Source organism: Candidatus Pelagibacter sp. HIMB1593, from assembly GCF_052047755.1.
Classification (GTDB): Bacteria; Pseudomonadota; Alphaproteobacteria; order Pelagibacterales; family Pelagibacteraceae; genus Pelagibacter.
Window position 1 is genome coordinate 1,028,304 of sequence record NZ_JBNAJK010000001.1, and the last position, 21,786, is coordinate 1,050,089.

At 29.6% G+C, this 21,786-nt stretch carries 35 protein-coding genes; 2 read left to right on the plus strand and 33 right to left on the minus strand.

All coding sequences use genetic code 11. The features are described from left to right. Positions 1-1,296, minus strand: coding sequence for a UDP-glucose dehydrogenase family protein (locus ACTTA0_RS05425; RefSeq protein WP_440676372.1), 1,296 nt, complete (start codon positions 1,294-1,296; stop codon positions 1-3). Beyond that, positions 1,293-2,108, minus strand: coding sequence for a sugar phosphate nucleotidyltransferase (locus tag ACTTA0_RS05430; RefSeq protein WP_440676373.1), 816 nt, complete (start codon positions 2,106-2,108; stop codon positions 1,293-1,295). Before ACTTA0_RS05430 ends, ACTTA0_RS05425 begins: the two co-directional genes overlap by 4 nt. 4 nt (positions 2,109-2,112) lie before the next feature. Between ACTTA0_RS05430 and panC the strand changes: the two genes are divergently transcribed. After that, the gene (gene panC / locus ACTTA0_RS05435; protein WP_440676374.1) at positions 2,113-2,958 is read left to right on the plus strand and encodes a pantoate--beta-alanine ligase; all 846 of its coding nucleotides are present in this window, start codon (positions 2,113-2,115) and stop codon (positions 2,956-2,958) included. Here the strand turns inward: panC and mgtE are convergent. Beyond that, positions 2,955-4,328, minus strand: a complete 1,374-nt coding sequence (gene mgtE / locus ACTTA0_RS05440) for a magnesium transporter (protein ID WP_440676375.1) — start codon at positions 4,326-4,328, stop codon at positions 2,955-2,957. The two genes, panC and mgtE, sit on opposite strands and share 4 nt — an antisense overlap. A 61-nt stretch (positions 4,329-4,389) precedes the next feature. Between mgtE and lipB the strand changes: the two genes are divergently transcribed. Next, complete coding sequence (lipB, locus tag ACTTA0_RS05445) at positions 4,390-5,007, plus strand: lipoyl(octanoyl) transferase LipB (protein WP_440676376.1); 618 nt, start codon at positions 4,390-4,392, stop codon at positions 5,005-5,007. Here lipB and ACTTA0_RS05450 read toward each other — a convergent pair. From ACTTA0_RS05450 to rpsL, 30 genes are read right to left on the minus strand one after another with little or no spacing between them, the layout of a single operon-like run. After that, complete coding sequence (locus tag ACTTA0_RS05450) at positions 4,985-5,902, minus strand: RluA family pseudouridine synthase (RefSeq protein ID WP_440676377.1); 918 nt, start codon at positions 5,900-5,902, stop codon at positions 4,985-4,987. The two genes, lipB and ACTTA0_RS05450, sit on opposite strands and share 23 nt — an antisense overlap. Before the next feature lie 10 nt (positions 5,903-5,912). Then, a complete protein-coding gene (gene rplQ / locus ACTTA0_RS05455) occupies positions 5,913-6,356 on the minus strand; it encodes a 50S ribosomal protein L17 (RefSeq protein ID WP_440676378.1) in 444 nt (147 codons plus the stop codon). Further along, positions 6,356-7,384 carry a DNA-directed RNA polymerase subunit alpha gene (locus ACTTA0_RS05460; RefSeq protein ID WP_075506787.1) on the minus strand — a complete coding sequence of 343 codons (1,029 nt, stop codon included), beginning with the start codon at positions 7,382-7,384 and terminating at the stop codon, positions 6,356-6,358. The genes rplQ and ACTTA0_RS05460 overlap by 1 nt, the downstream gene beginning before the upstream one ends. Next, the gene (rpsK, locus tag ACTTA0_RS05465; RefSeq protein WP_075506788.1) at positions 7,384-7,833 is read right to left on the minus strand and encodes a 30S ribosomal protein S11; all 450 of its coding nucleotides are present in this window, start codon (positions 7,831-7,833) and stop codon (positions 7,384-7,386) included. The genes ACTTA0_RS05460 and rpsK overlap by 1 nt, the downstream gene beginning before the upstream one ends. Positions 7,834-7,835: 2 nt before the next feature. After that, entirely contained in the window at positions 7,836-8,219 is a 384-nt protein-coding gene (rpsM, locus tag ACTTA0_RS05470) for a 30S ribosomal protein S13 (RefSeq protein WP_075506789.1), read from the minus strand. Between the two features lie 55 nt (positions 8,220-8,274). Then, positions 8,275-8,838, minus strand: a complete 564-nt coding sequence (locus tag ACTTA0_RS05475) for an adenylate kinase (RefSeq protein ID WP_440656745.1) — start codon at positions 8,836-8,838, stop codon at positions 8,275-8,277. Continuing rightward, positions 8,839-10,119, minus strand: a complete 1,281-nt coding sequence (gene secY, locus ACTTA0_RS05480; RefSeq protein WP_075506791.1) for a preprotein translocase subunit SecY — start codon at positions 10,117-10,119, stop codon at positions 8,839-8,841. It abuts the gene before it with no gap. Between the two features lie 9 nt (positions 10,120-10,128). Continuing rightward, positions 10,129-10,581 carry a 50S ribosomal protein L15 gene (gene rplO / locus ACTTA0_RS05485; RefSeq protein ID WP_075506792.1) on the minus strand — a complete coding sequence of 151 codons (453 nt, stop codon included), beginning with the start codon at positions 10,579-10,581 and terminating at the stop codon, positions 10,129-10,131. Further along, positions 10,581-11,096 carry a 30S ribosomal protein S5 gene (gene rpsE, locus ACTTA0_RS05490; protein ID WP_075506793.1) on the minus strand — a complete coding sequence of 172 codons (516 nt, stop codon included), beginning with the start codon at positions 11,094-11,096 and terminating at the stop codon, positions 10,581-10,583. The genes rplO and rpsE overlap by 1 nt, the downstream gene beginning before the upstream one ends. Positions 11,097-11,098: 2 nt before the next feature. Then, positions 11,099-11,455 (minus strand): 50S ribosomal protein L18, encoded by a 357-nt coding sequence (gene rplR / locus ACTTA0_RS05495; RefSeq protein WP_262589109.1) that lies wholly within the window; start codon positions 11,453-11,455, stop codon positions 11,099-11,101. After that, complete coding sequence (gene rplF, locus ACTTA0_RS05500; RefSeq protein ID WP_262589108.1) at positions 11,455-11,994, minus strand: 50S ribosomal protein L6; 540 nt, start codon at positions 11,992-11,994, stop codon at positions 11,455-11,457. Before rplF ends, rplR begins: the two co-directional genes overlap by 1 nt. Then, positions 11,994-12,389 (minus strand): 30S ribosomal protein S8, encoded by a 396-nt coding sequence (gene rpsH, locus ACTTA0_RS05505; RefSeq protein WP_440614294.1) that lies wholly within the window; start codon positions 12,387-12,389, stop codon positions 11,994-11,996. Before rpsH ends, rplF begins: the two co-directional genes overlap by 1 nt. A gap of 11 nt (positions 12,390-12,400) precedes the next feature. After that, positions 12,401-12,706 carry a 30S ribosomal protein S14 gene (rpsN, locus tag ACTTA0_RS05510; RefSeq protein WP_440676379.1) on the minus strand — a complete coding sequence of 102 codons (306 nt, stop codon included), beginning with the start codon at positions 12,704-12,706 and terminating at the stop codon, positions 12,401-12,403. Between the two features lie 2 nt (positions 12,707-12,708). After that, positions 12,709-13,263, minus strand: coding sequence for a 50S ribosomal protein L5 (gene rplE, locus ACTTA0_RS05515; protein WP_262589106.1), 555 nt, complete (start codon positions 13,261-13,263; stop codon positions 12,709-12,711). Beyond that, the gene (gene rplX / locus ACTTA0_RS05520; protein ID WP_262589105.1) at positions 13,263-13,508 is read right to left on the minus strand and encodes a 50S ribosomal protein L24; all 246 of its coding nucleotides are present in this window, start codon (positions 13,506-13,508) and stop codon (positions 13,263-13,265) included. Before rplX ends, rplE begins: the two co-directional genes overlap by 1 nt. Position 13,509: 1 nt before the next feature. After that, the gene (gene rplN / locus ACTTA0_RS05525; protein WP_008544079.1) at positions 13,510-13,878 is read right to left on the minus strand and encodes a 50S ribosomal protein L14; all 369 of its coding nucleotides are present in this window, start codon (positions 13,876-13,878) and stop codon (positions 13,510-13,512) included. Continuing rightward, on the minus strand, positions 13,878-14,114 hold the full coding sequence (rpsQ, locus tag ACTTA0_RS05530) for a 30S ribosomal protein S17 (RefSeq protein ID WP_428080011.1): 237 nt from the start codon (positions 14,112-14,114) through the stop codon (positions 13,878-13,880). Before rpsQ ends, rplN begins: the two co-directional genes overlap by 1 nt. Further along, the gene (rpmC, locus tag ACTTA0_RS05535) at positions 14,107-14,298 is read right to left on the minus strand and encodes a 50S ribosomal protein L29 (RefSeq protein WP_075506802.1); all 192 of its coding nucleotides are present in this window, start codon (positions 14,296-14,298) and stop codon (positions 14,107-14,109) included. The genes rpsQ and rpmC overlap by 8 nt, the downstream gene beginning before the upstream one ends. Next, complete coding sequence (rplP, locus tag ACTTA0_RS05540) at positions 14,299-14,709, minus strand: 50S ribosomal protein L16 (protein WP_075506803.1); 411 nt, start codon at positions 14,707-14,709, stop codon at positions 14,299-14,301. Next, positions 14,709-15,389, minus strand: coding sequence for a 30S ribosomal protein S3 (rpsC, locus tag ACTTA0_RS05545; protein WP_075506804.1), 681 nt, complete (start codon positions 15,387-15,389; stop codon positions 14,709-14,711). The genes rplP and rpsC overlap by 1 nt, the downstream gene beginning before the upstream one ends. Further along, complete coding sequence (gene rplV, locus ACTTA0_RS05550) at positions 15,373-15,771, minus strand: 50S ribosomal protein L22 (protein WP_075506805.1); 399 nt, start codon at positions 15,769-15,771, stop codon at positions 15,373-15,375. Before rplV ends, rpsC begins: the two co-directional genes overlap by 17 nt. A gap of 2 nt (positions 15,772-15,773) precedes the next feature. After that, positions 15,774-16,064 (minus strand): 30S ribosomal protein S19, encoded by a 291-nt coding sequence (gene rpsS, locus ACTTA0_RS05555; protein WP_075506806.1) that lies wholly within the window; start codon positions 16,062-16,064, stop codon positions 15,774-15,776. Then, on the minus strand, positions 16,064-16,903 hold the full coding sequence (rplB, locus tag ACTTA0_RS05560; RefSeq protein ID WP_075506807.1) for a 50S ribosomal protein L2: 840 nt from the start codon (positions 16,901-16,903) through the stop codon (positions 16,064-16,066). The genes rpsS and rplB overlap by 1 nt, the downstream gene beginning before the upstream one ends. A gap of 3 nt (positions 16,904-16,906) precedes the next feature. Continuing rightward, complete coding sequence (gene rplW, locus ACTTA0_RS05565) at positions 16,907-17,200, minus strand: 50S ribosomal protein L23 (RefSeq protein WP_440676380.1); 294 nt, start codon at positions 17,198-17,200, stop codon at positions 16,907-16,909. A gap of 1 nt (position 17,201) precedes the next feature. Then, on the minus strand, positions 17,202-17,825 hold the full coding sequence (gene rplD, locus ACTTA0_RS05570) for a 50S ribosomal protein L4 (protein ID WP_262589100.1): 624 nt from the start codon (positions 17,823-17,825) through the stop codon (positions 17,202-17,204). Beyond that, positions 17,825-18,535 (minus strand): 50S ribosomal protein L3, encoded by a 711-nt coding sequence (gene rplC / locus ACTTA0_RS05575; protein WP_440676381.1) that lies wholly within the window; start codon positions 18,533-18,535, stop codon positions 17,825-17,827. The genes rplD and rplC overlap by 1 nt, the downstream gene beginning before the upstream one ends. A gap of 2 nt (positions 18,536-18,537) precedes the next feature. Next, positions 18,538-18,846: a 30S ribosomal protein S10 gene (rpsJ, locus tag ACTTA0_RS05580; protein WP_023853699.1), complete on the minus strand. Its 309-nt coding sequence runs from the start codon at positions 18,844-18,846 to the stop codon at positions 18,538-18,540. Continuing rightward, positions 18,846-20,924 carry an elongation factor G gene (fusA, locus tag ACTTA0_RS05585; RefSeq protein WP_440676382.1) on the minus strand — a complete coding sequence of 693 codons (2,079 nt, stop codon included), beginning with the start codon at positions 20,922-20,924 and terminating at the stop codon, positions 18,846-18,848. Before fusA ends, rpsJ begins: the two co-directional genes overlap by 1 nt. Positions 20,925-20,930: 6 nt before the next feature. Continuing rightward, on the minus strand, positions 20,931-21,401 hold the full coding sequence (gene rpsG, locus ACTTA0_RS05590) for a 30S ribosomal protein S7 (RefSeq protein ID WP_075506812.1): 471 nt from the start codon (positions 21,399-21,401) through the stop codon (positions 20,931-20,933). Continuing rightward, positions 21,401-21,772, minus strand: coding sequence for a 30S ribosomal protein S12 (gene rpsL / locus ACTTA0_RS05595; protein WP_075506813.1), 372 nt, complete (start codon positions 21,770-21,772; stop codon positions 21,401-21,403). Before rpsL ends, rpsG begins: the two co-directional genes overlap by 1 nt. Between the last annotated feature and the right edge of the window lie 14 nt (positions 21,773-21,786).

Genomic DNA, 21,786 nt, shown 5'->3' on the forward strand with positions numbered 1-21,786 from the left:
CTATCTTCCAATACCAAAATATTTTATACCCAGTTTCTCTATTTTAGTTGGTGAGAATATATTTCTCATATCGTAAATAATAAGTTTTTTATTCTTAGAAAGTTTTCTAAAATTAATTGATTTAAAGTCATTCCATTCTGTATGAATAATTATAACGTCTGAACCAGAAATACAGTTTTGTATTGAATTAGCATATTCTACATTTTTTAGATTGTTGAATTCTTTTTTGGAACCAGTGGGATCATAATATTTAATCTTTGCTCCCCTTTTGGATAGATAAGGAATTATTTTTAAACTTGAGGAGTCTCTCATATCATCAGTGTTTGCTTTAAATGTGACTCCCAAAAATGAAACTTTTTTATTATTAAATTTTTTAATTATTGAATGAAGCCTTTTAAGTAATAAATCTGATCTATTCTGATTAGATTTAATAACACTTTTAATTACAGATAAATTAGATTTAAATTTATCAGCTGTAGATACAATAGCTTTAGTATCTTTTGGAAAACAAGAGCCTCCATATGCAGGACCAGCTCTTAAAAATCTACTTCCTATTCTGTTATCAAGTCCAATTCCTATGGATATATCTTCAACATCGATACCAGTTTTTTCGCATAAATTAGCAATTTCATTTATAAATGTAATTTTAGTTGCTAAAAAAGCATTAGAAGCATATTTAATTAACTCAGCAGCTCGTCTATTTGTAGAAACATATTTCGCACCTTTTGAAATTAATGGAGAATATAAATTTCTAAGTATTTTTTTTGATTTTTCTTCGTTTGAACCAACAACTACTCTATCAGGATAAATAAAATCTCTAATTGCCTCACCTTCTCTCAAAAATTCAGGATTAGATACTACTGAAAACAACCTTTTATTTACTTTTTTTGAAATAATCTTTTCTAGCTCATCACCTGTAGTAACAGGAACAGTAGATTTTGTTATTATTATTTTAAATTTATTAATTGATTTAGATATTTCTTTTCCAACTGAATAAACTTGAGAAAGGTCAGCACTGTTACTATTTTTTTTAGTTGGTGTTCCTACGCATATAAAAATTATGTCAGATTTTCTTACAGATTCTTTTAAATTTGTTGAAAAATTTAATCTATTATTTTTTATATTTTTTTTGACTAATTCCTCTAAACCTGGCTCGTAGATAGGTATTTTACCATTCTTTAAATTATTAATTTTATTATTATCTTTATCTACACAAATAACATCATTGCCTAAGTCTGAAAAACAGACACCACTTACCAAACCAACATAACCAGTTCCTATCATGCAAAGTTTCATAGTTTACCTATTTCTTTATTTGAATTAATAAATCCTTGCATTGTCCCACAGTCTAAATACTTTCCTAAAAAATTGTGAGCAATAAATTTTTCACCTTCTTTAATTAAAGTTTGAATTGCATCTGTTATATGTATTTCACCACCATTACCAGGTTTCTGTTTAGCTAGTTTTTTAAATATAGTTTTAGGAAGAATGTACCTTCCTATCACAGCTTTATTTGAAGGAGCTTTTTTAACATCAGGTTTTTCTACCACACCATTAATTAAATAATCATTTTTTGAAATTTTTTTATTTAAACTATAGATACCCCATCTTGAAACTGTTTTGGAATTAACCTTCATGCTAGCCATCACAGATGCTTTATTTTTATGATGAACTTTAATCATATCTTTAGAACAGTTTTTTTTTATTATTAAATCATCTGGCAATAACATTAAAAAATATTTATCCTTTATATATTTTCTTGTTTTAAATACAGCATCACCTGTTCCTTTAGGTGTATTTTGATATACAAACTTTATTAATTTTTTATATTTTAATATTTTTTTATATTCAGCAATTATTCTAGAGTCTTTTTTCTTTTTAATAATTTTATTATAAAAAGCGTCACTGTAGAAATAATTTTTAATCATCTTTTTTTTATTTGATATGATAAAAACAATTTCTTTAATCCCAGCTTCAATGCACTCATCTAAAATATATTCAATTCCAGGCTTTCCATTTATTGGAAGAAGTTCTTTTGCAAAAACACTTGTTAAAGGCAAAAGCCTAGTTCCTTGACCTGCTAGAGGAATAATTGCTTGTTTAATCATATAAATGTTTTACTTATCTAGAATTTTAATACAAATGAAAATTATATTAAATAATAATTCATTATTTAAATCTTTAAGGCCATTTAATGATATTGGTTTTGTTCCCACAATGGGAAGTATTCATGAAGGTCATTTATCACTTATTGATAGATCAAATCGAACTTGCAAAAAGACAATAGTAAGTATTTTTGTTAACCCCAAACAATTTAATAACAAAAAAGATTTCAAGAATTATCCCACAAATATTAAAGAGGATATAAAAATTTTAAAAAAAACTAAAAAGGTTGATTTCTTATACATCCCAAAATTCAAAGATATTTACAATAATAGTAAAAAATCAAACATAAAAATTGGAAATAAAGATAAAATTTTATGCGCTAAATATAGAAAAGGACATTTCGAAGGAGTACTAGATGTAATGGGAAGACTAACTAATTTGGTAAATCCAAAAAAAATATTTATGGGAAAAAAAGATTATCAACAATATTTCTTAATAAAAAATTATTTAAAAAATAAATATAAAACTTCTATTATTCCATGCAAAACTATTAGAAATAAAAACAAAATAGCTTTATCTTCCAGAAATAATCATTTGGATTTAAATGGTATTAAAAAAGCAAGTTTTCTAACCAAAAGTCTAATTAAATTAAAAAGAAATTTAGTGAAAAATAAAAAAATAAAACAAAATTTAAGAATTCAAATGAAATATTTTGAGAAATTTTTAAAAATTAAAATTGAATACTTAGAATTAAGATCAATTAAAAATCTTAAAATATCTAATACTGTAAGAGATTCACGTTTATTTGTTGCTTATTATATTGATAACGTAAGATTGATTGATAATTTTTAGAGAAAGTAAGCTCCAACACCTAAAAATGAGACAAAACCTATAACATCAGTAATGGTGGTAACAAAAACACTCGATGCAATTGCAGGATCAATATTCATTTTTTTTAAAGTAAAAGGAACAAGAATACCAAACAGTCCAGCTATAATCATAGTAAGTACCATTGATATTGAAATGATTATTGAAAGAATACTATCTTGAAACCAAATTTGAACTATTAAAGCACTTATGACAGCAAATATAATTCCATTTAATATGCCAATTGAAAATTCTTTAAAAACATTTGATGAAAAATTATTTTGAGTTAAGTCATTTGTTGCAATTGTTCTGACTGTAACAGCCAATGTTTGCATACCTGCATTTCCACCCATTGAAGCAACAATTGGCATCAGGAAAGCAAGAACAACCATTTGCTCAATAGTTGCTCCAAATAAGCTAATACACCAAGTTGCTAAGAAGGCTGTAAATAAATTCAATAAAAGCCAATTAAATCTTCTTTTAGTTTTTGTAACAACACCATCGGTAATTTCCTCATCACCTACACCAGCTAACCTCAATGCATCCTCCTCCGCCTCTTCTTTCAGGACTGTAAGAACATCATCGTTCATAATCATTCCTACCAATTTATTATTTTTATCAATTACGGCTGCTGAATTTAGATTGTAATTTTCAAATAGATTAGCCACCTCTTCTTTGTCCATATCAACAGGCACTAATAATTGAGACTCAGACATGATGCTTGCCATTTTTGTGTCTCTTGGTGAAGTAAGCACTCTTGATGATGGAACAGTTCCAATAGGTTTAAATTCTTCATTAACAATAAAAATTTCCAAAAATTCTTCAGGCAAATCTTTATTTTCTCTCAAATAGTCAATTGTTTGACCTACAGACCAGTTGCTTGGTATAGCTGTAAACTCACGCTGCATAAGTCTAGCAGCAGTATCTTCAGGATAGCTTAAGCTTTCTAACAGAGCAAATCTGTCTTTAGGAGGCAATGAGCTTAATATAGTGTTCTTGTCTTCTTCAGGTACATTTTCTAAAATCGAAATAGCATCATCTGACTCTAAGTTGGTAAGAATAGTTACAATTGAATCTGAAGATAAATATTTAATTATCTCAGTTTGTATAGACTCATTTAATTCTACAAAAACCTCTGCATCAATATTAAAATTATTTAGTTTAATTAAACTTTCTCTATCACTAATACTTAAGTGTTCAATTATGTCTGCTGCATCAGCAGGATGCATTTCATTGAATGAATCATTAATAAATTTTGCATCATTGTCAGCTATTTTAGAGGTAACAACTCTCAAATATTCTTTATTGAATTCAAAATTTACTTTTTTATCTTTAGTTTTTTTAATTAAAGACATAAATGTACCTATAATTTAGTTGTGCACTATTAATACATAATTAAAATATTACAAATTTTAAATGGATATAGAGATCAAAAAGTCAATAAAACCGGTAAATTATTTTGAGGCAATTGATCTATTAGAGTCTAGATTAAAAAATATTACAGCTAATAAAGAAAAAGAATTAATTTGGATTTTAGAGCATCCTGAAATTTTTACTGCAGGTACATCCTATAAAGAAAATGAAATAATCGATAAATCAATTGATCTATTAAAAACAAACAGAGGTGGAAAAATTACGTATCATGGTCCAGGTCAATTAATTTGTTATTTTGTTATTGATCTAAGAGAAAAAAAAGACATTAGAAAATTTATTACAACCATCGAAAACACAATTATTCAAAGTTTAAAAAAATATAATATTGAAACCTTTCCTGATAAAGAAAATATTGGAATATGGTATAAAGAAAAAAATGAAATTCAAAAAATTGCTGCGATAGGTATTAGAGTGAGTAAGTGGATTGCATATCATGGATTTGCAATAAATGTTGATAACAACCTAGAAAATTATAAAAAAATAGTACCTTGTGGAATTTCAGATAAAGGTGTTACAAATTTAAAAAAAATTTCAAATCAAGATTATTCCAACTTAAATAATGAAATTATTGAAAATTTCATTTCAAATTTGAAAAACTAAGTCTTTTTGATTTTAACAACTTTTTAAAATATTCTGGTAATAAGGCTGAATAAGTATACTTCATATCATTTATTTTAAATTTAATTTGATACGAGTGCAGCATAAGATTTTTATTTATACCTTTATCTGATTTAGATAGTTTATATTTCGTATCACCAAATATAGGATTTCCAATTGCAAAAAGTTGTTTACGTAACTGATGTTTTCTTCCAGTTATTGGTTTTAACTCCAAAAAAGATGCTTCAGAATTTTTATCTATTACCTTGAATATAGTTTTTGCTTTTTCTACTAACTTTTTACCTCCATCATATCTTATTAAGTCATCATCCCAAACACCTGTGTTTTTATTTACTTCTCCTTGGCATATGGCAAGATAAGTTTTATGTACTTTTCGTAATCTAAATAATGATGTTAGTAACTGTGCGCTCTCTCTATTTTTCGCCATTATAAATACACCAGATGTATCTTTGTCTAATCTATGAACAGAATAAGGTTTTGTTCCTTTAAAAATTTCACTCTTTGCAAAAATATCAACTAAGTTTTTTTTAGATTTTGTACCACCTTGTACTGATATTCCGGATTCTTTATTTAATACAACAAAATTATCGTTATCATCAATTATTTGATCTTCGTTTGATTTTATTATTTCTTTAGTTGGTAAAAATTTTATTTTTTTTTGTTCTACTCTTTCTTTAAATTCAATATTAAATATATTTATTTGATCTTCTTTTTTTATTTTGTGAGAACTTTTAACTTTTTTTTTGTTAATTTTAATTTTTCCTGTCCTAAGATATTTTTCAATTAAACCTTGAGGTATTTTTCCAATATTTAATCTTATCCATCTATCAATACGCATATCATTACACGTTGAATCAACGATGTATGACTTGTTCATGACTAAGGCTTTAAGCTGTAGCTTGTTTATTTTCTTCTGTTTTTGGAGCTTCTTTTGACGTATCTTTTTTCTTCTTATCTACTCTTTTGGCTTCAACATCTCTATCTACAAATTCTATAATTGCCATTGGAGCATTATCACCATATCTAAAACCCGCTTTAATAATTCTAGTGTAGCCACCTTTTCTATTAGAATATCTTTTAGAAAGAGTTTTTTTTACTTTGTTAGCTGATTTAACATCCTGTAATTGAGAAACAAGCATCTTAGTTGTTTGCAAAGTATCTTTTTTACCTAAAGTAATAATTTTGTCAGCTTGAGGTCTTAAAAACTTTGCTTTTGGCAATGTAGTTTTAATCTGTTCATATTTTATTAAAGAATTTAACATATTCTTTAATAGAGCTTTTCTATGCTCAGAAGTTCTATTTAACTTTTTGTTGGCTAAGCCGTGTCTCATTAAATTGCTTCCTCTAATTTTTTAGACATTTCTGCAATATTATCTGGTGGCCAGTTAGGTATTTCCATTCCTAAATACAGAGACATTCCAGTTAGTACTTCTTTAATCTCATTTAAGGATTTTCTACCAAAATTTGGTGTTCTTAACATTTCACCCTCAGATTTTTGAACTAAATCACCAATATAAATTATATTGTCATTTTTTAAGCAATTCATTGATCTAACAGATAGTTCTAGTTCATCAACTTTTCTTAATAAATTCTTATTAAACTCAGGTTCAGATGAAACTTCTTTTACTGGAGCTTCAACTGGCTCATCAAAATTAACAAACATTTTTAACTGGTCTTGAAAAATTCTTGCAGAATACGCAACAGCATCTTCTGCTGAAATTGAACCATTAGTCTCTACTTCCATTGTTAATTTATCATAATCAAGAGCTTTACCTTCTCTTGCTGTGCTAACTGAATAAGAAACCTTTTTTACTGGACTATACAAGGAATCAATTGCAATTAAACCTAATGGTGGCTCCTCTGGTTTGTTAAGCTCAGCTGGAACATAACCTTTTCCAGTGTTTACATTCATTTCCATATGAAAAGTAGTATTTTCATCTAAGTTACAAATTACTAACTCAGGATTTAATATTTCTACATCAGTCACAGGAGCAATGTCTGAAGCTTTTATTTCACCTGGACCTTTTGCATCTAAAACTAATTTTTTTGTCCCTTCAGAATTACATTTTAAGGCTAGTGATTTAACATTTAATACTATGTCTGTTACGTCTTCTCTTACACCTTTAATTGATGTAAATTCATGTAGAACACCATCTATTTGTATTGAAGTAACTGCAGCTCCTCTGATTGAAGAAAGCAAAATTCTTCTTAAGGAGTTTCCTAAAGTTAATCCATAACCTTTTTCTAAAGGCTCAGCTATAATCTTAGCATGTGTTAAGTCATCACTAATTTGAACATCTAATTTAGATGGTTTAATCAAAGATTTCCAATTTTTAACATTAACGTTTTCTACTTCCATTAAACTCTCCTTTTTTTTGGTGGTCTAGTTCCGTTATGAGGCATCGGTGTTGTGTCTTTAATTGACAAAATTTTAAAACCTCTTGCTTGTAAAGCTCTTAATGCAGTTTCTCTTCCTGAACCAGGCCCTTTTACCTCAACAGATAAAGTTTTCATTCCATACTCTAATGCTTTTGATGCAGCTGAGTCTGCTGCTATTTGAGCCGCATAAGGAGTAGATTTTCTTGATCCTTTAAATCCTTTCTGTCCAGCAGATGCCCAGGATATTACATTTCCATTTGTATCAGCAATTGAAATTATTGTGTTATTAAATGTCGACTGCACATATGCAATTCCATTTAAAATATTCTTTTTTATCTTTTTCTTTTTTGAATAAGAGCTCTTTGCACTTTTTTTAGAAGATTTTTCTACCTTCTGATCTTTATTGTCAGTTTTTTCTGTTTTTGCCATTATTATTTTTTAGTTGGTGTTAATTTCTTCCCTGCAATAGCGATTGCTTTTCCTTTTCTTGTTCTTGCATTGCATCTTGTTCTTTGACCTCTTACAGGTAATTTTTTTCTATGTCTTGTTCCTCTATAACATGCAAGATCTATTAATCTTTTAATACTTAAAGAATAATCTCTTCTAAGGTCTCCTTCGACTTTAAAATTTTGATCGATATATTCTCTTATTTTTAAAATTTCATCATCAGTTAACTCGTTCACTCTTTTGGCTCTTGGAATTTCTAGAGAAGAACAAATTTGTTGTGAGAATTTATCTCCAATTCCGTAAATATATGTTAATCCAATGTGGACAAGCTTATTTTGTGGAATGTTTATACCTGCGATACGAGCCATAATTTTTGTGATAAATTGTGCCTTTTATATAAGAAGATTAATCAAAGTCAACGTCTTAAACATTTATAAAAGTGTCTATTTTCCTTGTTATTTCGTCTATTTCTAAGCTCCCATCAATTTCCTTAAATTTAGGATTCTCTGAGTAGTAATTAAGTACTGGCTCTGTTGTGTTCATGTATGTATCAAAACGTTTTAGAATAGTATTTGTTTCATCGTCTGATCTATTTTCAATAATTTTTCTTTTCTCTAGTCTTTTTACAACTGTATCCTTATCAACTTTGAGATACAAAATTAAATCTATCTTTTGATTTGATGCCTCGAGTAAGATATCTAAATTTTTTGCTTGGCTCAAAGATCTAGGGTATCCATCAAATATTAATCTATTTTTTTTTTGAGGGTCAGAAACTAAATTTTCAATAAGTTTATTTACAATTTCATCACTTACAAATTTACCATTTTTCATGTCATTGGTAATCATCTTACCAATATCTGAATTTTTATAAATTTCTTCTCTTAGAAGTTCGCCTGTTGAAATCTGAAATGAGTTTAGTTTCTTTACTAAATATTTAGCTTGAGTACCTTTACCAGCACCAGGCGGTCCAAACAAAACTATATTCACTTACTTTCCAAATTTAGTTTTTTTAATTAATTGTTCGTATTGAGAACTCATTAATCTTGTTTGAATTTGAGTTACAGTATCAATTGCAACAACAACAACAATTAAAATAGATGCGCCACCTAAATAAAAAGGAATTGGGTAATTAGCTATTAAAAATTCTGGCATTAAACATACAAGTGTCAAATATAAAGCACCTATTGTAGTAAGTTTAGTTAAAATATTTTCAATATATAATGCTGTACTTTCACCAGGTCTAATTCCTGGAACAAAGCCACCATATTTTCTTAAGTTTTCTGCTGTTTCAGTTGGGTTAAATGTAATTGAAGTATAGAAAAATGTAAAAAATATTATACCAGATGCATATAGCAACATGTACAAGGGTTGACCTTGAGTGAAATAAGAACTTAAGTTTAAAAAAGTTTCATTATTTGAAAAAGAAAAATTAGAAAAAGTTACAGGTAACAATAATAAAGCAGATGCAAAAATTGCTGGTATTACTCCTGCTTGATTAATTTTTAATGGCAAATGAGAAGACTCTCCACCATACATTTTGTTTCCCATTTGTCTTTTAGGATAATTGATAAGAATTTTTCTTAACGCTCTCTCCATAAAAACAACAAATAAAATAGTTAATATTAATAGAACAAAAATTGCTAAGATCATGAAAGTTGACACAGCACCTGTTCTACCTAATTCAAAAGTTGTAACTAAAGCTCTAGGTATTTCGGCAACAATACCAGCAAAAATAATTAAAGAAATTCCATTACCAATTCCTCTTTGAGTGATTTGTTCTCCTAGCCACATAAGAAAAATTGTACCAGCAACAATAGTTGTCACTGTTGTAATTTTAAAAAATGCTCCTGGATTAATTACCAAATCTGCAGAAGATTCTAAACCTACCGATAAACCATAACCTTGAACTGTAGCAAGTAAAACTGTTCCATATCTTGTTATTTGAGTAATCTTTGCTCTACCTGTTTCTCCCTGTGCTTTTAAATTCTTAAAATAATCTGAAACCCCTGTTAACAACTGAACTATAATAGCAGATGATATGTATGGCATTATACCAAGAGCGAAAATTGCCATTCTACTAACTGCTCCTCCAGCAAAAACATTAAACATACCAAGTAACCCTTTTTGATTGCCATCCATCATGATTTTTAATTGTTCTGGATCAATTCCTGGTAAAGGAACAAATGTACCAAATCTATATACTGCAAGAATTGCTATGGTAAAAATTATTCTATTTCTTAGATCATTTGTTGAAGATGATGCACTCATTTAAACAAATTATTTTTTTAATTGAATAGATCCACCAATTTTTTCTAGTTTTTCTATTGCTGATTTTGATGCTAAGTCAGCCTCAATATTAATTTTATCTTTTAACTCTCCAGTACCTAATATTTTTAATTTTGTAGAGTTTTTGTTTATTAGTTTTAATTTTTTTAGAGATGAAGAATTAAGCACTTCATTTGGATTAATATTTTTTTTATCAATATAAGACTGAATTTTTTCTAAGTTTAAAATTGCTATGTTTTCTCTTGAAATTGGATTAAAGCCTCTTTTAGGTAGTCTTCTATATAAAGGCATTTGACCTCCTTCAAAACTTTTAATTGCTACACCAGATCTAGATTTTTGACCTTTAACACCTCTCCCCGATGTCTTACCTTTTCCAGAACCAATACCTCTTCCTACTCTAATTTTAGGTTTATTAATTTTCTGTCTTGTATTTAATGTAATCATTATCCTCTTTTTTCAATAATTTCTGATATTTTTTTATTTCTTATTGCTGAAATTTGTTTTGGTGAATTTTGTTTCATTAAAGCTTTCATGGTAGCTCTAATCACATTGTGTGCATTTGATGTGCCCATTGATTTAGCAACAATATCTTTTACACCCAATACCTCACATACTGCTCTAACTGGACCACCTGCAATAATACCTGTACCTTTTGATGCTGCTCTTAAAACTATTCTACCAGAGCCATCTTTAGCTTTCACATCATGATGAATTGTTCGTCCTTCTCTCAAAGGTATATGTGTTAATTTTCTTCTAGCCATTTCATTAGCTTTTTTAATTGCATCTGGAACTTGTTTTGCTTTAGCGTGTGCTATTCCAATTTTTCCAGCCTGATTCCCTACCACTACAAGAGCTGAAAAACCAAATCTTCTTCCACCTTTTACAACTTTTGTAATTCTATTGATATGAACTAACTTTTCTAAAATATCGTCTGTTTTTTTGTCTTTGTTATTTTCCATAATTAAAATTCCATCCCATTTTCTCTTAACGTGTCTGCAAATGCTTTAATTCTACCATGATATTTATAAGATCCTCTATCAAAATAAATTTTTGTAATATTTTTTTCCTGAGCTTTTTTTGCAAGTTTTTGGGCAACTAATTTTGAAAGCTCTGTTTTGTTAATTTTATCAGATGATTTTAAATCTTTCTCAATGGATGAAGCTGATAATAAAGTTACTTTTTTTGTATCATCAATGATTTGAGCTGAAATATTTTTGGCAGATCTAGAAATACTTAATCTAAATCTATCTTTTGGAGCAACTTTTTTTACTTTGTTGCTAACTCTAAATCTTTTTCTAATACTAGTGTTTAGTTTCATTATTTTTTCTTACCTTCTTTTTTAAGAACATATTGGCCTTTTTCTCTAACACCTTTACCCTTATATGGCTCAATTTTTCTAAATGTTTTAATTTTTGATGCAACTTCACCAACTAATTGTTTGTCAGATCCAGTGATCTTAAGTGTAGTTTGTTTTTCTACAGCAATTTTAATTCCTTCTGGAATGTCAAAATCAATATCATGACTGTAGCCTAATTGTAAATTTAGCTGATTTCCTTTTAATGCCGCTCTATATCCAACACCTACAAGCTCTAACACTTTTTCATAGCCAGTGCTTGAACCAATCACAGCATTATTAATCAAACTTCTGTTCATGCCCCAAAGTCGTTTAGAATTTTGGTCAATTTTTTTTGGTTTTATTGAAATTTCTTTTCCTTCTTTGATATCCAAATTAAACATATCCAAATCAATATTTATTGATTTCTTTCCTAATGGCCCTTCTATATTTATAATATTGCCAGCTAAAGCCACTTTAACTTTTTCAGGGATTGATATATTTATTTTTCCAATTTTAGACATTAAAATACCTTACAAATAATTTCGCCACCAACACGTTGTTTTCTGGCGTCAATATCAGTCATTACACCTTTTGGTGTTGAAACTATTGCAATACCAAGACCGTTATTAATTTTAGGTAAACCTTCGGCACTAGAAAAAATTCTTCTTCCTGGTTTAGAAACTCTTTCAAATGCACTGATAACTGGGTTACCAGAGTGATATTTAAGTTCTAAAGACAATGTTGGTTTATTATCCTCTGAACTGATTTTAAAATCTTTTATAAAACCTTCATTTTTAAGTATATCTGCAATTTTTGATTTAAAGTTTGATGATGGCAGATTTACTTTTTTATGATTTCTCGCTTGAGCATTCTTAACTCTAGCTATCATATCTCCTATTGGGTCACTTAAACTCATAATTTTCCTTCCTACCAGCTCGACTTAACTAAGCCAGGTATTTTTCCTTGTAATCCTAATTGTCTAAGAGCAATTCTTGATATTTTTAATTTTCTATAAACACCATGTGGTCTACCTGTTATTTCACATCTATTCATCACTCTTGTTTTAGCTGAATTTCTTGGCAATTTTGATAATTTCTGCTGTGCCTTAAATCTTTCCTCTAATGGAAGTTTTTTATTCATTATTATTTTTTTCAAATTTTGTCTTTTCTTGAACATTTTGTCTGAAAGTTTAATTCTTTTTTTATTTTTATTTACAGCACTAAGTTTAGCCATTTTTAATTGTCTCCTTTTTTAATAAATGGAAAATTCATTTTTTCTAATAATGCAAAGCTGTGCTCTTTGTTAATTGCTTTTATAACAATAACGATATCTAATCCTCTAACTTTATCAGCTCTATCAAAACTAACTTCGGGAAATATGATATGTTCCTTTATGCCAAAAGTATAATTTCCGAATTTATCAAAACCTTTCGGTGATAATCCTCTAAAATCTTTAATTCTTGGAAGAGCAATATTCACCAATCTGTCTAAAAATTCATACATTTTGTTCTTTCTTAAAGTAACTTTTAAACCTGCATTAGACCCTTTTCTTGTCTTAAAGTTTGCTACAGATTTTTTAAATTTTGTAGTTACAGGTTTTTGGCCTGTTATCTTAGCCATATCCTCTTCACATGATTTAAGAATTTTAGAGTCTGAACCATCTAAACCAAGACCCATGTTCAAAACAATTTTCTCAATTCTTGGAGCCATGTAAATATTTTTGAAGCCAAATTGATCTTTTAAAGCTGGTTGTATTTCTTTATTAAAAATTTCTTTTAATCTTGGAGTCATTATTTCTTAGCCTCTTTTTTCTTTTCTGCTTTTTCATCTATTAATTTTAAATTTGATAAATGAATAAAACCTTCTTTTGAAAAAATACCACCTTTTTTCTCTTTTGTTGTTTTAACGTGTTTTTTAACCATATTAATTTCTTTTACTTTGGCTCTATTATTTGCTCTGTCGATTTCGATAACTTCACCTTCTTTTTTTTTGTCTTTTCCAGTTAGCACTCTTACTTTTAGACCTTTTTTAATCATCTTATAAAACCTCCGGCGCTAGTGAAATTATTTTCATTTGCCCTCTACTTCTTAATTCTCTAGTTACAGGGCCAAATATTCTAGTACCAACTGGTTCACCTTTATCGTCAACTAATACTGCTGCATTATTATCAAATTTTACTTTTGATCCATCGTTTCTATGAATTCCTTTTTTAACTCTTACTACTACAGCTTTATGAACGGTTCCTTTCTTTACTTTGCCCTTAGGGATAGCCTCTTTCACAGCAATTACAATTGTATCTCCAATACTGGCATATCTTCTCTTAGATCCACCCAATACTTTGATGCACTCTATTCTTTTTGCACCTGTGTTGTCAGCAACTTGTAATTCTGTCTGTACACCAATCATTATTTATTATTCTCCATAACTTGAAACTTTTTATTTTTTGAAAATGGTTTGCTTTCAATAATTGAAACTTTATCACCTGTTTTAAATGTATTATTTTCATCATGAGCATTGTAATTTTTTCTGACTCTAATGACTTTTTTCAATACAGGGTGTGAATATTTTCTCTCTACCATAACTGTAATTGTTTTATTAGGTTTGTCGCTTATCACCACTCCTGTTAATATTTTTTTAGGCATTTGATTTTCCTTTTAAAATTGTTTTCAATCTTGCAATTGTTTTTCTTGTTTCTCCAATTTTTGCAGGATTAGTTATTTGAGAATTCATTTTTTGAAATCGAAAATTAAATAAGTCTTTTTTAAGCTTATCAATATTTTTGATAACCTCATCTTTGCTTAATTTTTTAATCTCTTGTTTTTTCATTTATGCAAATCTCTTTATTGTCTTTGTTTTTATTGGTAACTTTGCTGAAGCTTTATAAAGTGCCTCTTTAGCAATTTGTTCAGAAACACCATCAACTTCAAATAAAATTCTTCCAGGTTTTACTCTACAAGCAAAATATTCTGGTGATCCTTTTCCTTTACCCATTCTAACTTCTATTGGTTTTTTAGAAACTGGAATATTTGGAAAAACTCTTGTCCATACTCTTCCTTGTCTTTTCATGTGTCTAGTTAAAGCAACCCTAGCAGCTTCAATTTGTTTTCCAGTAACTCTTTCAGGCTGTAATGCCTTCAAGGCATATGCACCGTAATTAATAGTACTTGCTCTAGTAGCATTACCATGAATTCTTCCTTTATGAGCTTTTCTCCATTTAGTTCTTACTGGCTGAAGCATTATTGTTTACCTTCCTTTGGAGTGACTTTGTTTGTTTCCTGGCTAAATTCTCTTGCAAAAACTTCACCTTTATAGATCCAAACCTTAATTCCAATAATTCCATATGTTGTAAGAGCTTCCGCTTCTGCATAATCTATATCTGCTCTTAAAGTGTGTGATGGTATACTACCATCTCTTAACCATTCGGTTCTAGCGATCTCATTACCACCTAATCTTCCACTTACTGAAACTTTAATCCCTTTTGCACCTAGTCTGATACATGATTGCATGGCTCTTTTCATGGCTCTTCTGTATGAAATTCTTTTTACTAACTGTTGTGCAATGTTTTCAGCAACTAAATATGCATTTGTTTCAGGTTTTTTAACCTCTTTGATATTTAAGTTTACCTCATTTGTAGTAAATTTTGATAAGTTGTTTTTAATTTTATCAATATCACTACCTTTTTTACCAATTACAAATCCAGGTCTAGATGTGTAAATTGTGACGTAACATTTGTTTGATGTTCTCTCTATCATCACTTTAGATACACCTGAATTAATTACATTTTTCTTGATGTATTCTCTTATTTTAAAATCTTCAATTAGATAGTTGCCAAAATCTTTTTTCTTAGCATACCAAACAGAGTCCCAACCTCTGTTTACACCTAATCTAAAACCTACAGGATTAACCTTTTGTCCCATGTTTCTCCATTTGTTTTGCCTCTGATAAAATTATAGTTACTGTTGACCAAGGTTTTAAAATTGGTGCCGCTCTACCTTTTGCTCTTGGTCTAAATCTTTTCATAACAATTTTTTTTCCACAATACGCTTCTTTGACAATTAAATTGTCAATATCATATTGAAAGTTATTTTCAGCGTTTGCAACAGCTGAGCTAATTGTTTTTCTAATATCTCTGGTAACTCTTTTTTCCGAAAACTGTAGATCTCTAATAGCTACATCGACCTTTTTACCAACAATACTTTTTAGAATTGGATTAATCTTTCTTACGCTAGATCTAATTCCATTGTTTATAGACTTTACAGTCTTATCGTTGTTTTTATCAATTTTCTTTTTCTTACCCATAATTATTTTTTCTCTGCTGGTTTAGCTTTCTTATCAGCTGGTGTGTGTCCAAAAAAAGTTCTTGTTGGAGCAAACTCTCCTAATTTATGACCCACCATATCCTCTGAAACTGTTATTGGTATAAATTTCTTACCGTTATATATTTGAAAAGCTACCCCTACAAAATCTGGAAGAATAGTAGACTTTCTAGACCATGTTTTAATTGGAATTTTCTTCGGATCATCTTTGTACTTGTCTACTTTTTTCATCAAGCTTTCTTCAACAAATGGTCCTTTCCATACAGCTCTAGCCATTACTTAGTATCCTTCCTTTTATTTCTTCTCTTCACTATAAATTTATCTGTTCTCTTATTATCTCTAGTTTTTAAACCTTTTGCCGATTGTCCTGTTGGAGATACAGGATGTCTTCCTCCAGCTGACTTACCTTCACCACCTCCATGTGGGTGATCTACTGGGTTTTTAACAACACCTCTAGTATGAGGTCTTCTTCCCAACCATCTTGATCTACCAGCTTTACCAATTTTAATATTTTTTTGATCAGGATTACTTAATATTCCAATAGTAGCTAAAGCCCTTGAGTCTATTTTACGTACTTCCCCTGATGCTAATTTAATTAAACTATAATTTCCATCTAATCCACTAATCGTAACTGAAGAACCGGCTGCTCTAGCTATTTTACCGCCGCCACCTGGTTGAATTTCAACGTTATGAATATTGATACCAACTGGTATATCTTGTAGCGGCATGCAATTTCCAATTTTAATTTCTTTTTTTGATCCACTCTCAATCTTATCTCCAACTTTAATTTTTTGAGGAGCTAAAAAATACGAATGTGTTCCATCTTCAAATTTAACCAACATGATGTAGCAAGATCTATTCGGATCGTATTCTATTCTTTCAACGGTAGCCTCCATGTCAAATTTTTTTCTATAAAAATCAACATGTCTATACATTTTCTTATGACCACCTGCTCTGTTAATTGAAGTGATGTGTCCATTATTATTTCTACCCTTCATAGCATTTTTTGGGGAAACAAGAGTTTTAAAAGGTTTGCCTTTCCATAGCCCTGTTCTATCTACTAAAATAGTACCTCTAGTAGATTTTGTGTATGGTTTAAAAGTTTTTAATGCCATTTCTTAAATTCCTGTTGTTAGATCAATGCTTTGACCTTTTTTTAGAGTTATGATTGCTTTTTTGTATCCTGAAACTTTCACTTTTTTACCTCTAGTGAGTTTAGTTCTATTTTGTTTATTGATGATGTTAATTTTAGTGACATTAACTTTAAAAATTTTTTCAATATTTTTTTTAAGGTTTTTTTTATTAGCACCGTCAGGAATCTTGAAAGTAATTTTATTCAATTCTGATAGGTTTGTTGATTTTTCAGTAACAACTGGGAAAAGAATTTTGTCGTATAAATGAATTTTATCCATATTAAGAATACCTTTTCTCCAATTCTTTTACTGAACTTTCAGTAAAAACTACTTTCTTAAATTTTATAATATCGTAAGCGCTAAAATGATTTACGTCAGTAACTTTTACGTTTGGAATATTTCTCACAGATTTTTCTATCTTATCTTTTGAATTTTTATCAAGAATAATTAATGAATTAGAAATCTCTAGTTTATTAATTATTGAATTCATTTCTTTTGTTTTTTTAATTTCAGAATTAAAATCATTTAAAATTAATAAGTTCTTATTATTATTTTTTTCAGTAATTAAAGAAGCAACACTTTGTTTCTTTTCATTTTTATTTAACTTTCTTTTTTTGTAAGCTAATTCACCTTTTGGACCATGAGCTATACCACCACCAACAAAAATAGGAGCTTTTCTACTAGCGTGTCTTGCTCCACCAGTTCCTTTCTGTGCATAAATTTTTGAGGTTGGACCTTTTACTTCATTTTGTTGTTTAGTTTTAGCGTGTCTACCTTTGTAGTTGGCATTTGTTTTATATAAAACACTAGCAACTAACTTTTGATTAATTTTTGCAGAAAATATTTTATCTAACACTTCAATAGTATCTTTTTTTCCGTCTATGCTAATTTTATCTAATTTCATTATTTTTTCTTTTTATCTGGTGTTTTTTTTGCTTCCTCAGCAGCAGCTTGTTTTTCACTGATTGTCATTTTGCTTATATTTTTTACTGATTTTTTTACCATCACTTCAGCATTTTTTGATCCTGGAATAGATCCCTTTAAATAAAGTAACTCATTTTCTAAATCTGTTTTTATTATTTCGATATTTTGCATTGTTCTTAATTTATCACCCATATGACCAGCCATTTTTTTTCCCTTAAAAACTTTACCTGGATCTTGACTATGTCCTGTTGATCCATGAGCTCTATGTGAGATAGAAACACCGTGGCTGGCTCTTAAGCCCCCAAAATTATGTCTCTTCATTGCACCAGCAAAACCTTTACCAATCGTTTTTGATCTTGTGTCTACAAATTTTATATCTTTGAAAATTTCTAAACCAAATTCATTTCCTTCTTTGTAAGCAGAAGTATCGTTTACTCTAAATTCTTTTAATTTTTTCTTAGCTTCAGTGTTTTTCTTTGCAAAAACACCTTTCATTGCTTTTGTTAATTTTGAATTTTTTATTTTTCCATATCCAAGTTGAACAGCTTTGTAACCTCTTTTTTCTTCTTCAATTACTTGAATAACTCTAGCTTTTTCAACTTTAAGAACTGTAACAGGCACTAACTGACCAGATTTATAAAATTCTCTAGTCATGCCAATTTTCTTACCTAATAAAGCTATCTCGCTCATAATTAAATTTTTATCTCCACATCAACACCTGAGGCTAAGTCTAATTTCATTAAAGCTTCTACCGTTTGTGGTGTTGGTTCTATAATATCGATTAATCTTTTGTGAGTTCTAGACTCGAATTGCTCTCTACTTTTTTTATCAATATGTGGAGATCTTAAAACTGTATATCGTTCAATTCTAGTAGGAAGTGGTATTGGACCTTTTATAGTAGCTCCAGTTCTTTTAACTGTATTAACTATTTCTTCGGTAGAAGCATCTAAAACTTTATTGTCGTATGCTCTTAATTTAATTCTAATATTTTGTTTTTCCATTAACCCGCTACCTTTTTAGTTACTTCATCTTGAACGTTTTGTGGAACTTTAGAATAATGATCGAAGAACATTGAATATTGCGCTCTTCCTTGTGACATTGATCTAAGATTATTAATGTAGCCAAACATATTAGCTAAAGGGACCATTGCTGTTATAACAGTTGCATTTCCTCTTTGCTCTTGAGTGCTAATTTGGCCTCTTCTACTGTTTAAATCACCAATTACATCACCCATATAATCTTCTGGAGTAACAACTTCCACTCTCATAATAGGCTCTAAAAGCTTTAGTCCACCTTGAGTACAAGCTTCTTTAAAACATGCCCTGCTGGCAAGTTCAAATGCCAGAACGCTTGAGTCTACATCATGATGCAGACCGTCAACAATTGTTACTTTATAATCAATCATAGGAAAACCTGCTAGTATTCCACTATCAGAAACTGTCTCAATACCTTTTTCAACACCAGGGATAAATTCTTTTGGAATAGCTCCACCTTTTATGGCACTTTCAACCTCTCTACCCTTGCCTGGTTCTTGAGGTTCAACAAATAATTTTACTTTAGCAAATTGGCCAGCACCACCACTTTGTTTTTTGTGTATGTATTCAAATTCAGCTGACTTTTCTATTGTTTCTCTGTAAGCAACTTGTGGAGCACCAACATTTGCTTCAACTTTAAATTCTCTTTTCATACGATCAACAATAATATCTAGATGAAGCTCACCCATTCCTTTGATGATTGTCTGACCAGATTCCTCGTCAGATGAAACTCTAAATGAAGGATCTTCTTTAGCTAATCTTGCTAAAGCTTCACCCATTTTTTCTTGGTCACCTTTTGTTTTAGGCTCAACAGCAATTTCAATTACTGGTTCAGGAAATTCCATTGGCTCTAATAAAACAGGATTTTCTTTGTCACACAAAGTGTGTCCTGTCATAGTATTTTTTAAACCTGCCAAAGAAACAATATCACCTGCATTTGCTTCTTTAATATCTTCTCTAGAGTTTGCATGCATTAAAAGCATACGACCAACTCTTTCTTCTTTATCTGATGAAGAATTGTACACAGCTGTACCAGATTTAATTGTACCAGAATAAATTCTAACAAATGTTAATGAACCAACAAATGGGTCATTTGCTACTTTAAATGCTAATCCTGAAAAAGATGATCCATCTTCGAATTTCATTTCAATCTCATCATCAGAACCAAGTTTTGTTCCTTTAATAGATCCAATATCCACTGGACTTGGAAGGTAATTAATAACTGCATCTAATAAAGGTTGGACACCTTTATTTTTAAAAGCTGAACCAGTTAAAACAGGCACAAAGCTAAAATTTAAAGTTCCTTTTCTAATACATTTAACTAAATCTTCCTCTTTAATTTCATCTCCATTTAAATACGCTTCCATTAGCTTTTCGTCTTGCTCAACTGCAGACTCAATTAATTCAGTTCTGTATTTTTCTGAAATTTCTTTTAAATCATCAGGTATATCTTTATATTCCCACTCTGCGCCTAAAGCTTCATTTTTCCATACTTGAGCTTTCATTTTAACAAGATCAACAACACCAGTTAAAGAAGCTTCAATTCCAATAGGAACTTGTAAAACTAATGGTTTAGCACCCAATCTATCTCTGATCATATCAACACATCTAAAGAAATCTGCACCAGTTCTATCAAGTTTATTTACAAAACAAATTCTTGGAACTTTATATTTGTCTGCTTGTCTCCATACTGTCTCAGATTGAGGCTCTACACCAGCAACTCCATCAAATACAGCCACAGCACCGTCTAATACTTTTAAAGATCTTTCAACTTCAATTGTAAAATCTACGTGGCCTGGAGTATCGATTATGTTAACTCTGTGGTCATTCCAGAAACAAGTTGTTGCTGCAGAAGTAATTGTGATACCTCTTTCTTGTTCTTGCTCCATCCAATCCATTGTTGCAGCACCATCATGTACTTCACCAATTTTATGACTTTTTCCTGTATAATATAAAATTCTTTCTGTAGTAGTTGTTTTACCAGCATCTATGTGGGCCATGATCCCAATGTTTCTATATTTATCTAATGTATGAGTTCTAGCCATAATTTTTTACCATCTAAAATGTGCAAATGCCTTGTTAGACTCTGCCATTTTATGAACATCCTCTCGTTTTTTTACTGCAGCACCTTTTTTTTCATAAGCATCATACAGTTCGTTAAAAATTTTATCTGCCATGTGTTTATCTTTTCTTTTTCTTGCTGAATCAACTAACCATCTTATTGCAAGTGCTTGAGCTCTTTTGCTTTTTACCTCAACTGGTACTTGGTATGTTGCACCACCTACTCTTCGTGATCTAACTTCTACTGTTGGTTTGATGTTGTTAATTGCTTCATTAAAAATATTTATAGGTTCATCTTTAGTTTTTGTTTTGATTTTCTCTATTGCTTCATAAACTATTTTTGCAGCAATACCTCTTTTGCCATCATACATAATGTTGTTTATTAATTTTGGAATTATAGTTGAATTAAATTTTGGATCAGGAACTACATTTTTTTTGGGTTGAGTTTTTTTTCTAGACATTATTTACCTTTTTTTGTTCCGTATAAAGATCTTCTCTGTTTTCTATTTGCAACACCTTGTGTATCTAAATTTCCTCTTAAGATATGATATCTAACACCAGGTAAATCTTTAACCCTTCCACCTCTAATTAGTACTACAGAGTGTTCTTGTAAATTATGACCTTCGCCTGGAATATAAGCAGTTACTTCAAAACCGTTTGACAATCTAACTCTAGCAACTTTTCTTAATGCAGAGTTTGGTTTTTTTGGAGTGGTTGTATAAACTTTAACACAAACACCTCTTTTTAAAGGTTGCTTTTGTAAAGCAGGAACTTTGTTCCTAGAAACTTGTTTAACTCTTTTTTTTCTTAACAACTGATTAATAGTTGGCATAATTCTTTTTTAAA

Coding starts and splice junctions, on each gene's coding strand:
- rplN (WP_008544079.1), bottom strand. CDS start 13,878: ATGATTGGTGTACAGACAGAATTACAAGTTGCTGACAACACAGGTGCA.
- rplB (WP_075506807.1), bottom strand. CDS start 16,903: ATGGCATTAAAAACTTTTAAACCATACACAAAATCTACTAGAGGTACT.
- ACTTA0_RS05460 (WP_075506787.1), bottom strand. CDS start 7,384: ATGGAAGTAGAAAACGTTAATGTTAAAAATTGGAAATCTTTGATTAAA.
- rpsJ (WP_023853699.1), bottom strand. CDS start 18,846: ATGGAAAAACAAAATATTAGAATTAAATTAAGAGCATACGACAATAAA.
- rpsG (WP_075506812.1), bottom strand. CDS start 21,401: ATGTCTAGAAAAAAAACTCAACCCAAAAAAAATGTAGTTCCTGATCCA.
- rplR (WP_262589109.1), bottom strand. CDS start 11,455: ATGAAACTAAACACTAGTATTAGAAAAAGATTTAGAGTTAGCAACAAA.
- fusA (WP_440676382.1), bottom strand. CDS start 20,924: ATGGCTAGAACTCATACATTAGATAAATATAGAAACATTGGGATCATG.
- rplV (WP_075506805.1), bottom strand. CDS start 15,771: ATGGGTAAGAAAAAGAAAATTGATAAAAACAACGATAAGACTGTAAAG.
- rpsL (WP_075506813.1), bottom strand. CDS start 21,772: ATGCCAACTATTAATCAGTTGTTAAGAAAAAAAAGAGTTAAACAAGTT.
- secY (WP_075506791.1), bottom strand. CDS start 10,119: ATGAGTGCATCATCTTCAACAAATGATCTAAGAAATAGAATAATTTTT.
- mgtE (WP_440676375.1), bottom strand. CDS start 4,328: ATGTCTTTAATTAAAAAAACTAAAGATAAAAAAGTAAATTTTGAATTC.
- lipB (WP_440676376.1), top strand. CDS start 4,390: ATGGATATAGAGATCAAAAAGTCAATAAAACCGGTAAATTATTTTGAG.
- rplF (WP_262589108.1), bottom strand. CDS start 11,994: ATGTCTAAAATTGGAAAAATAAATATATCAATCCCTGAAAAAGTTAAA.
- rpsE (WP_075506793.1), bottom strand. CDS start 11,096: ATGGAAAATAACAAAGACAAAAAAACAGACGATATTTTAGAAAAGTTA.
- rpsS (WP_075506806.1), bottom strand. CDS start 16,064: ATGGCTAGAGCTGTATGGAAAGGACCATTTGTTGAAGAAAGCTTGATG.
- ACTTA0_RS05450 (WP_440676377.1), bottom strand. CDS start 5,902: ATGAACAAGTCATACATCGTTGATTCAACGTGTAATGATATGCGTATT.
- rplW (WP_440676380.1), bottom strand. CDS start 17,200: ATGGATAAAATTCATTTATACGACAAAATTCTTTTCCCAGTTGTTACT.
- ACTTA0_RS05430 (WP_440676373.1), bottom strand. CDS start 2,108: ATGATTAAACAAGCAATTATTCCTCTAGCAGGTCAAGGAACTAGGCTT.
- rplC (WP_440676381.1), bottom strand. CDS start 18,535: ATGAGCGAGATAGCTTTATTAGGTAAGAAAATTGGCATGACTAGAGAA.
- rplP (WP_075506803.1), bottom strand. CDS start 14,709: ATGCTTCAGCCAGTAAGAACTAAATGGAGAAAAGCTCATAAAGGAAGA.
- panC (WP_440676374.1), top strand. CDS start 2,113: ATGTTTTACTTATCTAGAATTTTAATACAAATGAAAATTATATTAAAT.
- rpmC (WP_075506802.1), bottom strand. CDS start 14,298: ATGAAAAAACAAGAGATTAAAAAATTAAGCAAAGATGAGGTTATCAAA.
- rplQ (WP_440676378.1), bottom strand. CDS start 6,356: ATGAGACACGGCTTAGCCAACAAAAAGTTAAATAGAACTTCTGAGCAT.
- rpsC (WP_075506804.1), bottom strand. CDS start 15,389: ATGGGACAAAAGGTTAATCCTGTAGGTTTTAGATTAGGTGTAAACAGA.
- ACTTA0_RS05425 (WP_440676372.1), bottom strand. CDS start 1,296: ATGAAACTTTGCATGATAGGAACTGGTTATGTTGGTTTGGTAAGTGGT.
- rplE (WP_262589106.1), bottom strand. CDS start 13,263: ATGACTCCAAGATTAAAAGAAATTTTTAATAAAGAAATACAACCAGCT.
- rpsH (WP_440614294.1), bottom strand. CDS start 12,389: ATGAGTTTAAGTGACCCAATAGGAGATATGATAGCTAGAGTTAAGAAT.
- rpsM (WP_075506789.1), bottom strand. CDS start 8,219: ATGGCTCGTATCGCAGGTATAAACATTCCACAAAATAAGCTTGTCCAC.
- rplO (WP_075506792.1), bottom strand. CDS start 10,581: ATGATTACATTAAATACAAGACAGAAAATTAATAAACCTAAAATTAGA.
- rpsN (WP_440676379.1), bottom strand. CDS start 12,706: ATGGCTAAACTTAGTGCTGTAAATAAAAATAAAAAAAGAATTAAACTT.
- rpsQ (WP_428080011.1), bottom strand. CDS start 14,114: ATGCCTAAAAAAATATTAACAGGAGTGGTGATAAGCGACAAACCTAAT.
- rpsK (WP_075506788.1), bottom strand. CDS start 7,833: ATGGCAAAAACAGAAAAAACTGACAATAAAGATCAGAAGGTAGAAAAA.
- rplX (WP_262589105.1), bottom strand. CDS start 13,508: ATGATTAAAAAAGGTCTAAAAGTAAGAGTGCTAACTGGAAAAGACAAA.
- rplD (WP_262589100.1), bottom strand. CDS start 17,825: ATGAAATTAGATAAAATTAGCATAGACGGAAAAAAAGATACTATTGAA.